13 protein-coding genes are annotated in these 14,662 nt (G+C 69.9%); 8 read left to right on the forward strand and 5 right to left on the reverse strand.

All coding sequences use genetic code 11. The annotated features are described in order from the left end of the window. Positions 1-3: 3 nt before the first annotated feature. Together HUA76_RS17200 and mraZ are read right to left on the reverse strand one after the other, a co-directional pair. Positions 4-390, reverse strand: a complete 387-nt coding sequence (locus HUA76_RS17200) for an STAS domain-containing protein (RefSeq protein WP_141648204.1) — start codon at positions 388-390, stop codon at positions 4-6. 46 nt (positions 391-436) lie between these two features. Beyond that, complete coding sequence (gene mraZ / locus HUA76_RS17205; protein ID WP_141648205.1) at positions 437-889, reverse strand: division/cell wall cluster transcriptional repressor MraZ; 453 nt, start codon at positions 887-889, stop codon at positions 437-439. Positions 890-1,153: 264 nt separating this feature from the next. Between mraZ and HUA76_RS17210 the strand changes: the two genes are divergently transcribed. Then, positions 1,154-1,861, forward strand: a complete 708-nt coding sequence (locus HUA76_RS17210; protein ID WP_141648206.1) for a PilZ domain-containing protein — start codon at positions 1,154-1,156, stop codon at positions 1,859-1,861. A gap of 10 nt (positions 1,862-1,871) precedes the next feature. Here the strand turns inward: HUA76_RS17210 and HUA76_RS17215 are convergent, their stop codons facing one another. Continuing rightward, positions 1,872-3,674, reverse strand: a complete 1,803-nt coding sequence (locus HUA76_RS17215) for an acyl-CoA dehydrogenase family protein (protein ID WP_141648207.1) — start codon at positions 3,672-3,674, stop codon at positions 1,872-1,874. Between the two features lie 343 nt (positions 3,675-4,017). Here HUA76_RS17215 and HUA76_RS17220 point away from each other — a divergent pair, with 343 nt between their 5' ends. Continuing rightward, positions 4,018-5,334 (forward strand): hypothetical protein, encoded by a 1,317-nt coding sequence (locus tag HUA76_RS17220; RefSeq protein ID WP_174461489.1) that lies wholly within the window; start codon positions 4,018-4,020, stop codon positions 5,332-5,334. Between the two features lie 3 nt (positions 5,335-5,337). Here the strand turns inward: HUA76_RS17220 and HUA76_RS17225 are convergent, their stop codons facing one another. After that, positions 5,338-6,273 carry a hypothetical protein gene (locus tag HUA76_RS17225; protein WP_371823487.1) on the reverse strand — a complete coding sequence of 312 codons (936 nt, stop codon included), beginning with the start codon at positions 6,271-6,273 and terminating at the stop codon, positions 5,338-5,340. After that, positions 6,270-7,268: an App1 family protein gene (locus tag HUA76_RS17230; protein WP_174461490.1), complete on the reverse strand. Its 999-nt coding sequence runs from the start codon at positions 7,266-7,268 to the stop codon at positions 6,270-6,272. The genes HUA76_RS17225 and HUA76_RS17230 overlap by 4 nt, the downstream gene beginning before the upstream one ends. 131 nt (positions 7,269-7,399) lie before the next feature. Between HUA76_RS17230 and HUA76_RS17235 the strand changes: the two genes are divergently transcribed. The 6 genes from HUA76_RS17235 to HUA76_RS17260 all read left to right on the forward strand — a co-directional run bounded on the left by HUA76_RS17235 (position 7,400) and on the right by HUA76_RS17260 (position 14,428). After that, the gene (locus HUA76_RS17235; protein ID WP_174461491.1) at positions 7,400-9,715 is read left to right on the forward strand and encodes a serine/threonine-protein kinase; all 2,316 of its coding nucleotides are present in this window, start codon (positions 7,400-7,402) and stop codon (positions 9,713-9,715) included. A gap of 88 nt (positions 9,716-9,803) precedes the next feature. Further along, positions 9,804-10,016 carry a hypothetical protein gene (locus HUA76_RS17240; RefSeq protein ID WP_141645912.1) on the forward strand — a complete coding sequence of 71 codons (213 nt, stop codon included), beginning with the start codon at positions 9,804-9,806 and terminating at the stop codon, positions 10,014-10,016. A gap of 72 nt (positions 10,017-10,088) precedes the next feature. After that, on the forward strand, positions 10,089-11,063 hold the full coding sequence (locus HUA76_RS17245; protein ID WP_141645913.1) for a CarD family transcriptional regulator: 975 nt from the start codon (positions 10,089-10,091) through the stop codon (positions 11,061-11,063). Positions 11,064-11,137: 74 nt separating this feature from the next. Then, positions 11,138-11,650: a hypothetical protein gene (locus HUA76_RS17250; RefSeq protein ID WP_141645914.1), complete on the forward strand. Its 513-nt coding sequence runs from the start codon at positions 11,138-11,140 to the stop codon at positions 11,648-11,650. Then, positions 11,637-12,587 carry a hypothetical protein gene (locus HUA76_RS17255; RefSeq protein ID WP_174461492.1) on the forward strand — a complete coding sequence of 317 codons (951 nt, stop codon included), beginning with the start codon at positions 11,637-11,639 and terminating at the stop codon, positions 12,585-12,587. Before HUA76_RS17250 ends, HUA76_RS17255 begins: the two co-directional genes overlap by 14 nt. Then, positions 12,584-14,428 carry a glycosyltransferase family 39 protein gene (locus HUA76_RS17260; RefSeq protein WP_174461493.1) on the forward strand — a complete coding sequence of 615 codons (1,845 nt, stop codon included), beginning with the start codon at positions 12,584-12,586 and terminating at the stop codon, positions 14,426-14,428. Before HUA76_RS17255 ends, HUA76_RS17260 begins: the two co-directional genes overlap by 4 nt. Positions 14,429-14,662: the final 234 nt, after the last annotated feature.

The following is a 14,662-nucleotide window of genomic DNA, read 5'->3' on the forward strand; positions in this document are numbered from 1 at the left end:
CGGTCAGACGAAGGGAGCCCGCGCGAGTGAAAACGCGGCGCGGGCGTCGTTCATGTGCGGGTAGATTTCAAACGTGTCGTGCGCGCCGGCCGCGCGGAAGATGGCGGCCAGGTACGGCGACAGTCCAGACAGCTTCAGGTCTCCACCCGTGCGGCGGAACGCCTCGGCGCGGGCCATCAGCGGTTTGACGCCCCGGTAGTTGAGGTGCCCTACCTCGGACAGGTCCAGCACCACCTGACGCAGGCCCCGGTGCATGCGCTGGGTGAGTTCGTCGCACAGCTTCAGCAGGTCCTGCTCGCTCAGCTCGCCCTCCAGCATGAGCGTCTCCACGCGCTCGGCACCCGCCAGTGCGCTCGTCGCCCTCCGCCGGACCTCCAGAACCTGATTCATACGCGTGCCACCCTCTCGGGACTCCGACCTTTTGTCGACTTTCCGGCTATTGGTGCCGCAGCTCGGAAAGCACCTTCATCACGTCCGCGGAGGCCGCTTCCTGGCGGGCCTCTTCCTGGGCCTTCGCCCAACCCTCGCGGCTCCAAAGCTCGATCACCTTCACCATCCCCGCCCACACCACGTCCTTCTCCAGCCCCGCGTACGTCCGCAGCGACGGCGGAATCAGCAGCCGCCCCAGCCGGTCCAACGGGCACTCCTGAGCGCTCGCCACGTACAGGCGCATCAGCGTCTTCACCCCGGGCTCCATCGGATTGCGCCGCGCGAGGGACGCCTCGAGCGCCTCCCACTCCCGCACCGGGTACGCGTGGAGGCACCGGTCCAGGGCCGTGGTGATGATGAGCCGCTCGTCATAGGCCCCCACCAAGGTCTCCCGGAGCTTCGCCGGGAGGCTGGTCCGCCCCTTCGCGTCGATCTGGTGCTCATAGACGCCTCGGAACACGGGGGACGATCCACCTTTTCAGCCCTTCAGGGGATGAAGCTCCACTCCTTCCCACTTCTTGCCACTACCGGGCGGCATTCATACGCGGCCCCCCAGGGGGGGTCAAGAAAGCGCAACAGGTTGGAACACGCCGCCAGTGGGTTCCCGACATCCAGACAATCCGTCACACCTGGAAGGTCAGGTGTTTGGCGCGCCGCGGCGCCCTACCCGTGGGGAGGGGGCAAACTTGAGCTCCCTCCGGGAAGAGCGCAGAGTGACGGCTCCGTGAACACGAACGTGCGACTGAAGGTGGCCTACAAGAGCCCGCAGTCCCTGGTGGGGGAGTACACGCGCAGCGTGGGTCAAGGTGGCGCCACGCTCCAGACGCGGCGCAGCCTCCCGCTGGGGACTCGCTTCACTTTCGAGCTGCATGCCGGAGGGGTACCCCGGCCCGTGGAGGTCTTGGGCGAAGTCGTGCAGGTGGAGCCCCGCGAGGAGCGCAACTACCTGGTCACCGTGCGTTATGGCGCCAGCGAGGACCGCACCGCGCTGGACGCCGTGCTCAAGCGGATCTTCGCCGCCCAGGAGCAGGAGGGGCTGCGGCGCTTTCCCCGGCTCCCGCTGCACCTGCGCGCGGTGGAGGCCACGCCCCTGTCGCCGACGTTCCTGGTCCGGGACATCTCCCGAGGCGGCGTGGGGCTGGAGGTCATGGCGCCCACCCTGCCCCGCCACGTGCGCGTGGGCACGCCCTTCCTGCTGGAGATGGATTTGACGGGCGGCTCGCTGCTCCTGCACGGCGAGGTGGTGTGGACGTCGTCGGTGCCCCGGAAGAACGCCACCGAGGCGACGCCGGGCTTCGGCGCCACGTTCGGCCGGCTGCGGGCGCCCATGCAGCAGCGGCTGGACGCGCTGCTCGCGCTGGAGTCGCTGCCCCCCGCGCCCTGGAAGGCGCGGGTGAGCTTTGGCATGGACGCCGTGACGCGGATGCCGTGACGGCGCCTGGCTACTCCGTGAAGGGGTAGCCGCCGGCGGACTCGATGGCGGCCATCACCGTCTCGCGCAGCTCCGCGGGGTTGTAGGGCGTGAAGATGTCCTGCGTGGCCAGCCGCTTCAGCTCCTTGTCCAGCGCGTCACCCTGGAGCGTCGCGCACAGCGCGCGGCGCGTCCTGTCGTAGGCGCGGGGGATGCTGTCGAGCGCGAACAGGCGCACCAGCGCCAGCCGCACCGGATCCAACGTTCCGCCGGACGCCGCCTGTCGGGTGCGCGTCACCAGCGAGTCCAGGGCGAAGGCGTCCATCACCACGTCGGAGAGCGAGGCGAGCACCTCCTGGTGCTGCTCCAGCTCCGGACCGAACGTCTCCGCCGCCACGCGCAGGCCGTGGAGGGCCAGGCGCTTGGCGACCTCGGCGGCCACTTCCTGCGGGGCCAGCGCGTCGTCGGTCCGGGCCCGGGGCTTCTCGCCTCGCGACAGCTCCTCCGCCACGTTGCCCGCCATGGCGAACAGCGGCAGGTCACCCTTCACCGCGCGCTTGATGAGCATGCCGGTGATGAGCATGCGGTTGATTTCGTTGGTGCCCTCGAAGATGCGGTTGATGCGCGCGTCGCGGTAGGCGCGCTCGACGGGGTACTCCTCGATGTAGCCCGCGCCGCCGTGCAACTGCACCGCGTCGTCCACCACCTGCCCCAGGGCCTCCGAGCCGTAGACCTTCATGATGGAGGACTCGATGGCGTACTCCTCCACGGCGGCCAGGAGATGCCCCTCGTACCCGGGGGCGGACTTGTCGCGAGCGGCGAGGCGCGCGTCGACGAGGCCCGTGGTGCGGTAGGTCATGCTCTCCAACGCGTAGATGAGCGCGGCCATGCGCGCCAGCTTCTCGCGCGACAGCGGGAAGCGGACGATGGGCGTGCCGAACTGCTTGCGCTCCTGCACGAAGCGCAGCGCGTTGCCGAGCTGGAGCTTCATGCCCCCGAGCACGCCCGCGCCCAGCTTCAACCGGCCGTAGTTGAGGATGTTGAAGGCAATCTTGTGACCCTTGCCCACCTCGCCCAGCAGGTTCTCCGCCGGGACGCGCGCGTCCTCGAAGTAGAGCGGGCACGTGGACGAGCCACGGATGCCCATCTTGTGCTCCTCGGGCCCCACCGTGAGGCCCGGAGTGTCCTTCTCCACGATGAAGCCGGTGAACTTGTCGCCGTCCACCTTGGCGAAGACGATGAACACATCCGCGAACGCCGCGTTGGTGATGTAGAGCTTGGAGCCGTTGAGAATCCAGTGCTTGCCGTCCGGCGAGCGCACCGCCTTCGTCTTCGCGCCCAGCGCGTCACTGCCGCTGCCCTGCTCCGTGAGGGCGTACGCCGCCACCCACTCGCCGGTGCCCAGCTTGGGCAGGTACTTCGCCTTCTGCGCGGCGTTGCCGAACCAGACGATGGGCAGCGAGCCGATGCCCGTGTGCGCGCCGAACGTCACGGACCAGGAGCCGTTGAGGCTCATCGCCTCCGCGAGCAGGAGCGACGTGGTCTTGTCCAGGCCCGTGCCGCCGTAGGCCTCCGGGATGTCCACGCTGAGCAGACCCAGCTCTCCCGCGTGGCGCAGCAACTCGCGCAAGAGCACGTTGTCCTTGTGCTCGATTCGAACCGCCTGGGGCAGCACCTGCTCGCGGCTGAACTGGAGCGCCGTGCGGAAGAAGAGGCGTTGCTCCTCGGTGAAGGTCTCCGGCGTGACGAAGCGGGAGGTGCCGACCTCCTGGAAGAGGAAGGCCCCTCCGGTGGGAATTTCCTTCGACGCGGCGGGCTCGTTCACTGCGGCCATCGATGACCTCCCAGATGCGCGAAGGGCCTCACGTCCGTCGAGCGGAGAGTCGGCCCATCCTTGGCAAGCTATGAAGCGCCGCATCATAGGAGGAGTGGCGAGCAGGCCAGCCCTTTTCTCTCGGGTTCAGCCCGGCGGTTTCGCCAGGCAGTACCGAGGTGGCACACGACCGTTCCGCTGAGCGGAACGGCCACGCCGTCTCCATGAGTCACAAGGCCGCAGCGGATTGTGCCGTGAGCGACAATCACGTCCGTCGGGGCGAGCCCCCGCCATTCACAGTGCTCACCCATGCGACCTCACTTCAATCAGGGGCCCTCTTCCGCTCCTGTGAATGGGGGTTGTCATGGGGATGAGGACACGGGTGTTGTCGTGGTTGTGCGTCGTGGGCGTCATCGCGGGCAGCGCGAGGTCGACCGCCGCCGAGCCGCTCGCGGGAGGCCTGTCATGGGCCCATCAGCTCAGCGGTCCTGGGGACGACGAGACCGGACGGATTGCCTCCGGCAAAGACGGAAGCTTCATCTCCTTCATCAACTTCACAGGCAGCATCGACGTGGGGGCGGGCCCCATCCAGGCACCGGGTGGGCCGACGGACCGGGCCCTGGCGCTCGTTCGTCATGACGCCCAGGGCCAGCCGAGTGTCATCCGAGTCATCAGCGGGCTCTACGCGCTTCGTCACGCGGTGGACGGACAGGGCAACATCATCATCATCGTCGAGGCCATCGGCGTCAGCCCCGGCAGCAGCCTGTTCAGCGACGGCCTCCAACTGGTGAAGCTCAACGCCGCCGGCCGCCTGCTCTGGCTGCGGCCCATCCTCTCCACCGACATCTTCGTCCAGACGCTCGTGACCGACCGCGACGGCAACATCGGCATCGGTGGCTACAGCGTGACGTCACAAGGCAGCCCCAGGCTCACCTTCCTCAAGCACAACTCCGAGGGCACCCGGCTGTGGCGCTTCGTCGACACGGACACCACCCAGAGCCTGGGCCGGACCGCCACCGCCGACAGCGAGGGCAACTTCTTCGTGGGTGGCGATGCCCTGGGAGCCACGAGCTCCTCGGAGCCCTACCTCGTCATGCTCTCGCCCGAGGGACAGCCGCGCTGGCGTCGGCGATTGCTTGGCGCGCTGGGCTTCGCCTTCGGCCTGGCCACCCATGGCAACCGCGTGGTGATGGTCGGCACGTACGCGTTCACCTTCACCTTCGCCGGGCAGACCCACACCTCCACCGGCAACCTCGGCATCAACCAGGACGCTTTCGTCGTCGCATGGACGCGCGATGGCGAAGAGCGCTGGGCGTATAACTTCGGCTTCGACATCGAGAGCGTCGCCATGGACGAGCGCGACGGCGTCACCGTCGTCGGGGGCTATCAGGCGGGCAGCTCGGACCTGGGCATCCTGGGCCCGCTGCCCGGCAACCCGTCGAGCGCCGCCAACGTCTACGTCGCGAAGTTCGACCGCATCCAGGGCCAGCGCCGGTGGGTACAAAGCTTCCCCAGCGGCCTGGACCGCAGCTCTCCCGGTCTCGACGAGGGCACCGTCGCCGTCTCCAAGGACGGCCGCGCCGCGGTCCTCGGCCTCTTCCACGACACGCTCCAGGTGGGCTCGCAGACATGGACGGCGAGCGGCGTGTCGGACCTCTTCCTGTTCGGCTTCCAGCCCTGAGCGTCAGCCCCCGTCCCTGACGCGAGGAGGCGTCGGGAAGACGAGGCACAGGGTGTCGAACAAGGGCTCGCCCGGGGCCGTGTATACGGCTCCGAGCGCACGCGCGGCCTGGGAGACCTCGGTGCCGAACGAGGGGACCAGGCAGATGTCTTCGGACTGCTTGAAGCGGCCCTTGAGCAACCCCAACCCGTGCCGCAACGTCGCGAGGTCCTGACGCCCCTCTCGCACCGGCACCGAGGGACCATTCGCATCGGGACCCGGGAGCTTGCCCACGCTGGTGCTCAGCTCGAAGCCGTCCGCGCGCTGGATGATGCGCAGCTTTCCCGGCGCCACCTCCGCCAGCCACTCGCGAAAGCCCTCCTCGTCGCGAAGCACCAGCGGATACGCCACCGGTGCATCCGGATGCGCCAGCCACACCGTCTCGGCGGAGTCCCGCAGCATCGCGAACAGTTCGGAGACCTGCGCCAGGAACGTGTCCGCGTCGGGAACCAGCACCACTTCGCGCCCCTTCACCCGCTCCGCCAGACGCGCGATGGATGCCGGACTCGAGGGCTCGAACGTCTCGTCCCCGAGCCGCGCGTGCTCACCCGCCAGCGCCAGTCGCAGCGCGTTGGACGGCAGCGCCTCGCCATACACGGGCACGGACTCGGGCACGTCGCCTCGAGCGACAGGCCCTCCATCCCCGGACGCTCGACTCCCTCCCGTGGCGAGCGAAGGCAATGGCGCGGGCTTCAGCGACTGGAGCGGCTCGGCGGCCTTCTCCTCTCGACAGCCCACCACCGCGAGCAGCGGACACAGCAGCACCACGAGGCGTCGAACACCGAGAGAGGCGATTCGCGTCCGCGCTTCGAGGCACCGCCGGGTCGCGAGGCGAAGCCAGTCGAGTCGCCGCCGCCCCTCGCTGCCTCGAACCTCCGCGACACACTGCACGAACGTCATGGAGGCGTCGGGCCCGCGGTGGCCGGCAGCGACACGGAGGGCTTCGGCAGCACGCTCGCCACACAGGCCGCGTCCGCCAGCCCCAGGCCGACGGCGTGCTCCGCCGCTTCACGCGCGTCCTTGAACAGCACCATGTCCTGGAAGCGCTTCACGTCCTTCGTGCGCCCCGCGTCGCGGATGTAGACGGCCTTCACCCGTCCCGGGAACTCCTCGCGAATCTGCGCGTAGACCTCCGGGTCCTTCTCCCCCGAGTCCCCCACCAGCACGACGGGCAGCGGGAACTGCGTGAGCAGGCGGCGGATGATGGGCTGCTTGTAGTTGGACAGCGACGACGGGCCCAGGTCCCGCAGGTACACGCCAAAACCCGCCGGGAACTGGTGCCGCTCCAGGAACCCGCGCACGCGCGGCAGGTACTGGACGGGCGAGCCGCTCACCAGCGCGAACGCCGAGGACGTCGCGCTCCCCCGCAGGCATCCGTAGAGCGCCGCCATGCCCGGCACCACCTCCTGCGTGTCCGAGTCCTTCAGCAGCGCCGTCTGCACCAGCTTCGCCGGCTTCGTCACCTGCGTCACCGCCAGCGTGTCGTCGAAGTCGGAGACCACCAGCAGCGACGTCGATGCCGGCAGCACCTCCACGCGCGCGCTGGTGATGGCGCCCTCCACCCACGCCTCCGCCTCGGAAGCGCCCTCCTTGAAGCGGCCTCCCTCGGGCGGCATCAAGGTGACCTCGAAGCCACCGTCGTGCCCGCTCGTCACGATGGCGGTGACGCCCTGGAAGCGCACCGACACCTTCGCGCCCTCCCAGTTGGGCGCCGCCAGCCGCCGCAGGTTCCGCGACAGCGCCGAGCTGCCGTCCGAGGGCGCCTCCTTCAGCACGCGCCCCTGAAGCATGACGCGCTCGGGCAACCCCAACACCGGCGCCAACAGCACCGCGGGCGCCGCCACCGCGTGGGAGCCCCCGAGTAAGACACCCAGGACAAAGAGACGAGTGAGCATGTTCAACGGAATTTTCCCGTGTTAACGTTCCTGGAGCCCTGATGATAGCTTCGCGCGGGCCTCAAGAGGCGTCGTGGAGTCGTGGAGGGGCAGCACAGCGGCCCGGTGCGCCCAGAGGAGCCGGAAGACACGTGGAGCACCCGTCCGAAGGGCTCGATTTCGGCAAGTACACGTTGCTCGAGCGCATCGCGACGGGCGGCATGGCGGAGATCTACCGCGCCCGGATGACGGCGGTGGCGGGGGTCACCAAGCCCGTCGTCATCAAGAAAATCCTGCCGGGCTACGCGGACAAGAGTGCCTTCGTCTCCATGTTCGTCAACGAGGCGCGCATCGCCGCGGGGCTGAGCCACGGCAACATCGCCCAGGTCTTCGACTTTGGCGAAGTGGGCGGCCAGTACTTCATCGCCATGGAGTGGGTGGACGGGCATCCGCTGTCACGCGTGCTGCGACGCGCCCGGGAGAAGGGGCTCTACACCCTACCCCAACCGCTGGCCCTGCTGGTGACGGTGGAGGTGCTCAAGGGGCTGGCCTACGCCCACACCCGGCTGGATGACCGGGGCCGTCCGCTGCACATCATCCACCGCGACGTCAGCCCGCAGAACGTGCTCCTGAGCTTCGAGGGCCAGGTGAAGCTGGTGGACTTCGGCATCGCCCGGGCCCGGCTCGCCAGCCATGGCGTCAGCGACGAGTCCGACGAGGCGGAGGCCAAGGGCAAGTACGCGTACTTCGCCCCGGAGCAGGCCCGGGGCCGGGAGCTGGACGCCCGCGCGGACATCTTCGCCGCGGGCACGCTGCTGTACGAGACGCTGTGCGGGCGACTGCCCTTCGAGGGCTCCGTCCCGGACGTGATGCGCAAGATTGCCCTGGGCGACTTTCCGCATCCGCGCGAGCTGGCCCCGGACATCCCTCCGGCCCTGGAGCGCATCCTCCTCACCGCCCTCGCCGTGGAGCGCGAGCAGCGCTACCCCACCGCCGAAGCCTTCGCCGAGGCCCTCACCCGCTACCTGCACACCGCCACGCCCGACGTCTCCTCCAGCGCGCTGGCCCACTTCATGGGCTACCTGTTCGAGACGGAGCTGGTGGCGGATGGACGGCCCGTGCTGCTGCCGCGAGAGTTCCTCGCGCAGATGGCCCGCTGGGCAAAGGCCCCCTCCGAGCGACACACGGTCCACGAGCCGTCCCCGCTCGAACTCCCCCCGCCGCCCGAGTCCATCCCTCCGCCGCGGCCCCCGACGCCCGGCGAGGGCCGGCGCGAGCGCACCACCCAGCCCATCCCCGCGGTGCCCGGCCCCACCCCGGAGAGCGAAGCCCCCACCGAGCCGCCTCATCCCGCCCCTCCGCCCCGCCCTGGCTTCCGGCTGCCCCGCGCCGTGGCGCTCGGCGCGCCCGTGCTGGCCGCCGTGGGCGTGGCGCTCGTGGTGATGGCCATGGGGCGCAACGGCACCTTCTCCGTGGAGCTCAGCTCCTCGCCCCCCGGCGCCACCATTCGCGTGGATGGCAGGACGCTGGGCTCCGTCACCCCCGCCCTCCTCACGCACCTGCCCGCGGACGGCGAGCACCTGCTGGAGGTCCACATCCCCGGCATGGTGCCGTGGAGTCAGGTGGTGCGCGCCGAGCGGGGAAACACCCTCGCCGTCCACGCGCACCTCCGTCCACGACTGAACACTCCCGCCTCAGGCGCCGCCGCCCTCGCCGCGGCCAGGGCCCCGCATGCCCCTCCGCTCCAGGACGCGGACTGGGCCCCCGGAGCCCTGCGTCTGTCCGCCGTGAGCCACGCCTTCCGCGTCCCGGTGACGTCCGCCGCGCGCGTTCCGTTGGACCCGGCCCGCACCTACCTGGTGCACACCGAAGGACGGATGTCCCTGGGTGGACCGATGGCCGTGGAGCACGCCGGCTACTTCCTGGAAGGCGACGGAGAGCTGTCCTCGCACGAGTCCTTCGGACTGCTCGGCCCCGAGGAGCAGCTCATCCGCCACGCCTCCGTCCTCTATGTCTTCGCGCTGGACGCACGTCGCGACGACAACCGTGGCGGGCTCCAGGTGCGGGTGCGGGAATTGGGCGGCCCCACCCATCCGCCGTTCCGACTGGATGCGCGCCACCATGCCGTGAAGCTCTCGCGCGCGGACCGCTTCACCCTCCACGCGTTGGACCCGGGCACCACATACGAGGTGGTGCTGCGCTACACGGCCGAGCCCGCCCGGACGCGGGGCTTGAGTGGCGGTCCGGTGGGACGGGTGCTCGGCCTGGTGGGCACGGACCAGGGCCCCGACGGCTCGCCCAGTGGCCTGGCGCTCCTGGAAGTGGGGCAGCCCTCGCGGCTCAGGGGAGCATCCTGGCTCCAGCTCGCCTTCCCGGACGACAACCTGGCCGACAACACCGGCACCCTCCTCCTGGAGGTCATCCCCACCGCCCCTCCAGAGCGGCGCAACGAGCGCCCCACCCGCTAGCAGGTTGCTACAGCCGTGCAGCGGCCTGTCGCCGAAAAGTTGATCCTCCGGGCCCGCCCCCTACCCTGAGCGACAAGGAGGGCTCAACATGTTGAAACTGGTGGCAGTGGCCGTGGTCGGGGCGGTGGTGCTGGGGACGGTGGGGCTGTCCGGTCGCGTGGATGCGCGGCCAGGGAGCACGGAAGCGGAGCCGACGCAGGCGCAGGTGGAGGCGGCGCTGGACGCGCGGCAGAAGGAGCTTCTGGGCATCCTTTTGGAGGCACAGCGAACGGGCGAACGCACGGCGTCGGTTCACCGGTAATCTCGTGGCGTCGAGCGCGACTCGGTGTTAAGCCCGGGCCTCCTTTGACGTCCATCTGCCCGTGAGGGGGACATGCCTGAAGGGTCCGCGTCACTCAACCAGCTCGCGGTCGGCGACCGGGTCGTCTATCCGAATCAGGGTGTCTGCCGCGTCACCGCCATCGATACGAAGGTCGTGGCCGGTCAGAGCCTCGTCTTCGTCACGATGCGCCGCGAGGAAGACGGCGCCGTCGTCATGGTGCCCCAGGCCAAGATCGTCGCCATCGGCGTGCGCAAGGTCGCCAATGCCGAGGACGTGAAGAGCGTCTTCGCCTTCCTGCGCTCGGACGGTGACAAGGCCGACCTGGACTGGAAGCAGCGCGCTCGCACCAACCTGGACCGGATGACCCAGGGCGGCATCCTGGGACTGGCCGAGGTCGTGAAGGATCTCCAGATCCTCAGCGAGCTGCGGCCCCTGCCCACCAAGGAGCGCGAGCTGTACGACAACGCCCGGCACCTGCTGGTGTCGGAGGTTGCCGCCGCGCTCGGGACCGCCGAGGTCAACGCCGAGGACGCCATCGACATCGTCCTCTTCCCGCCCGGCCGTGAGCGCCCCAAGCGCACCGCCGCCGAGTTCGCGCGCGGAGAAGAAGACGACCTGGGTCTGGATGGCGACCTGCTGGGGCTCGACGGAGACCTGGACCTGCCCTCCGACGAGGAGCCGCAGGCCGAGGCCTCCGAGTCCGAGGAAGAGACCTCCTCCGAGGAAGAGGGCGAGGAGTCCGAGGAGAAGTCCTCCGACGAAGACGCGCCCAAGAAGCGCGGCCGTCCGCCCAAGGCCAAGCCCGCGGAAGCCGAGGGCGCCGAGCCCGCCGCCCCGAAGAAGCGCGGCCGTCCGCCGAAGCCGAAGCCGGAGGCTCCTCCGCCCGGCGCCGAAGCCCCCGCGCCCAAGAAGCGCGGCCGTCCGCCCAAGGCCAAGCCGCCCGAGGCGGAGGGCGCCGAACCCGCCGCTCCCAAGAAGCGTGGCCGTCCGCCCAAGGCGAAGCCCGCCGAGGGCGGCGAGGACTGACAGTCGACACCCGAGTCCCGGGGGCGGTGCTCATGGCCCCCTCCCGAGGGCCCTTTGCGCCGAGGTGACGCCCCGTGATTCGCGTCGTGACGCTGGACCCCTTCGACGACAAGCAGCTCGCCAAGCTCAACCGCACGCTCTACACGGCGTTCGGCGTGGGCAGCGAGCACTCCGGCACCGCGGAGATTCCTCCCGGGCTCGGCGAGCCGCTCGACGCCGAGAAGCTGCTGGACCAGGTGAAGGGCATTCGCGCCTACCAGGATGACAAGGTGCTTCTGCTCACCTCGCGCAAGCTGAAGGAGCGTGAGCTGCCCAGCGGCGTGGCGCCCACCCCGGGCTTCGCGCGCCAGGGCAAGGACCGCGCCGTCATCACCCTGCTGCCCCACAAGGATTTGGAGGTCGGCTTCAAGCCCGTGGCCCGCCACGCGCTCCACCAGCTCGGCCACCTCTGGGAGCTGCACCACTGCCTGGACCCGCGGTGCTCGATGTACCCGCCCTGGACGCCGTCGTTCTCCTCGGGCGAGCCCATCTTCTGCACCTTCTGCCGGGAAAAGAGCGAGCAGAAGATTCGCCTTGCGAAGTCCTAGCGTCACACGCGCGCTGCCCCTCGTGGAGCTGGGGGGCCTCTTGCTGGTCGCGCTCCTGAGTCTGCTCTTCCACCTGCGGCTGCCGGGCAAGCTCCCCTCCGAGGAGAGCTACCGCGCGGTGGCGGAGCGTCTGAAGACGGAGGCCCGGCCCGGTGACGCCGTCCTCCTCTTCCCCTGGTGGGCGGAGCGCGCCCGCCTCTTCCTGCCTCCGTCCCTGCCCGTCTACGGCTACCTGGGCTCGGACCGGGATGACCTCTCCGTGCATCCGCGCATCTGGGTGCTGGGCCAGCCGGAGCTGCCTCGCTCGGACGAAGCCGCCTTTCTCGCGGGCTTCCTCCCGGAGCGCCGCGCCGTGGGCATCGCCACCCGGGAGGGGCCGCTGTCGCTGACGCTCTACGAGAATGGCCGTCACCGGCCGCGCCGCTTCGATGCCGCGGACGCCGTCGCTCACGCCCGGGTGTATCTGGAGTCCGACGACGGCTCGCGCGAGAAGTGCCCCTTCGATGGAACGGCGCACCGCTGCCCGGGCCCCGGCAACGTGTACGTCGCGCGGGAATGGCACGAAATCCTCTACGAGCCGCGCCGCTGCCTGTGGATGCCCGCTCCGGGTGGAGCGAAGCGACTGGTGGCGGAGCTGGACGGCGTGCCCGGTGACGTGGGCCTGCGGCTGGAGGGCGGCATCATCTTCGAGTACGCCTTTCCCCGGGACGCGCGGCTGACCACCGCCATGCTGGGCGTGGACGACGCGGCCAGCGGCGCGCGGCTGTTGGAAGTGGCGATACCGCCGGGCCAGGAGGGCGTGAAGAAGTCGGAGGTCCACCTGCCCTCGGGCGAGGCGCGCACCGTGAAGGTCTGGGTCCGCTCGGAGAATCCGGACCGGCGGGCGGTGTGTCTGGACGTGCTGGCGGTGGAGCCGGCGGTGGGGGTGAAGGGATGATGGGCAGGCCCGCCACCCGGGATGAGAAGCGACTGGCGTGGGCGCTGTGGGCGCTGGCCTTCGTGGCGCTGTGGTGGACGGAGTCCGCGGTGGGCTTCACGCGCGACGAGAGCGTCTACTTCGCCGCGGCGGAGGGCTACGCGGGCTGGTTCCGGCAGCTCTTCCACTCACCGGCGAAGGCGCTGACGGACGCGGCCATCGTCCGCGCGTGGGACTACAACCACGAGCACCCCGCGCTGATGAAGACGCTGTTCGGACTGAGCCACCTGCTCTTCCACGACACGCTGGGGTGGATGCGCTCGGCCACGGCGTTCCGGCTGCCGGCCTTCGCCCTCGCGGCGCTGGTGCCCGCGCTGAGCTTCCTGTTCGGCAGCGCGCTGTATGGGCGCACGGCCGGGTTGTTCGCCGCGCTCGCCTTCATGCTGGTGCCGCGTCAGTACTTCAACGCGGAGCTGGCGTGCTTCGACCTGCCCGTCGCCGCGCTGTGGCTGCTCGTCGTGTATTGCTTCTGGCGGGCGTTGGAAGACACGCGCTGGGGAATCGCCTGCGGCGTGGCCTTCGGACTGGCGCTGGCCGCCAAGCACAACGCGCTGTTCCTGCCCTTCGTGCTGACGCCCTTCGCGCTGTGGCGGGCGTGGACCGCGAGCGAGGGTGAGCCACAGGCGCGCGGGTGCCTGCTTCGCTTCGTGGGCCTGTTCACCGCGGTGGCGGTGTTCTACGGGCTGCTCGTGCTGTCGCTGGGCGGCGGCGAGGGCTTCCAGAAGAAGTTCCTGCTGCTCAGTCCCCACACGCTGCTGTTCGTGGGCCTCGCGGCGGGCGGCGCGTGGATGCTCAAGGGCCTGGAGAAGGTCAGCGCGCCCGTGACGCGGGCGCTGGTGCCGGTGGCGGCGATGGCGGTGCTCGGCCCCATCATCTTCTACCTGCACTGGCCCTACCTCTGGCACCAGCCGGTGGACCGCACCGCGTGGTACCTGGCCTTCCACGCGAAGCACAACCACTACGCCTGGTTCTATCTGGGCACGCTGCTGCGCGAGCCGCCCTTCCCCCTGTCCTACGTGCTGGTGAAGACGGCGCTCACGGTGCCCACCAGCCTCATGGCGCCCATGGTGACGGGCTTCGTCGCGCTGGCGGCGCGGGTGGTGCTGGGGCAGTGGGAGCGGACGCGCGCCTGGGTGCGCCCCCTGACGATGGCCGAGGCGCTCGTCGGGGTGAACGCGGTGACGTCCATCCTCATCATCAGCCATCCCCAGGTGCCGCACTTCGGCGGGGTGAAGCACTGGTTCCCGTCCATGGTGTTCCTGGGCCTGCTCTCAGGGCAGGCCGTGTCCCGGGGCTGCGCGGCGCTGGTGGAGCGACTCCGGGGCCGCTGGCCCTCGCTGCCGGGTGCCTCCGTGGCGGTGGCCGTGTTCGCGCTGCTCCTGACGCCCGCGCTGGTGTACTCGGCGCGCGTGTTCCCCTACGGCACGGCGGCCTACTCGGAGCTCGCGGGAGGCGCGCCGGGCGCGGCGACGCTGGGGATGCAGCGCCAGTTCTGGTCCAGCCATGTCACCGGCGTGCTGCCGTGGATCAACGAGCACGCGAAGCCTGGCGCGCGGCTGTTCCTTCATGAGGTGCACGGCGGCTCGTTCCGCGACTACCAGCGCAACGGCATGCTCCGGCCCGACTTGCGCGCGGTGGGCAGTCCCTTCGACGCGGACGTCGTCGCGTACCAGTACCACCAGGAGTTTCGCGAGTACGAGTTCCAGACGTGGCAGGCGTTCGGCACACGCACGCCGGCGACGGGCCTGTACCTGGACGAGACACCCCAAGTGGTCGTCTACGTCCGGCCCGAGTCACGGTAGAGACAACGGGCCCCGTTGTCGATGCCCGCCTCCTGCTGGCCCAGCGCATCCTCTGGAGGACTCGTGTCCTCGATCCCACCACAGGCCGAAAGCACCACCGCCAGGACGCAAGTTCAGAGCCGGACACCAACCAGACAGCAACCCACCCCACAAAACACACACGCGAAAGGCAATCACCCCCACACCACAGACGCAATCACTCCATCGCACTGCAATAGCAACCCGAAAACCCAT

The organism is Myxococcus sp. CA056, assembly GCF_013336715.1.
GTDB lineage: Bacteria > Myxococcota > Myxococcia > Myxococcales > Myxococcaceae > Myxococcus > Myxococcus llanfairpwllgwyngyllgogerychwyrndrobwllllantysiliogogogochensis.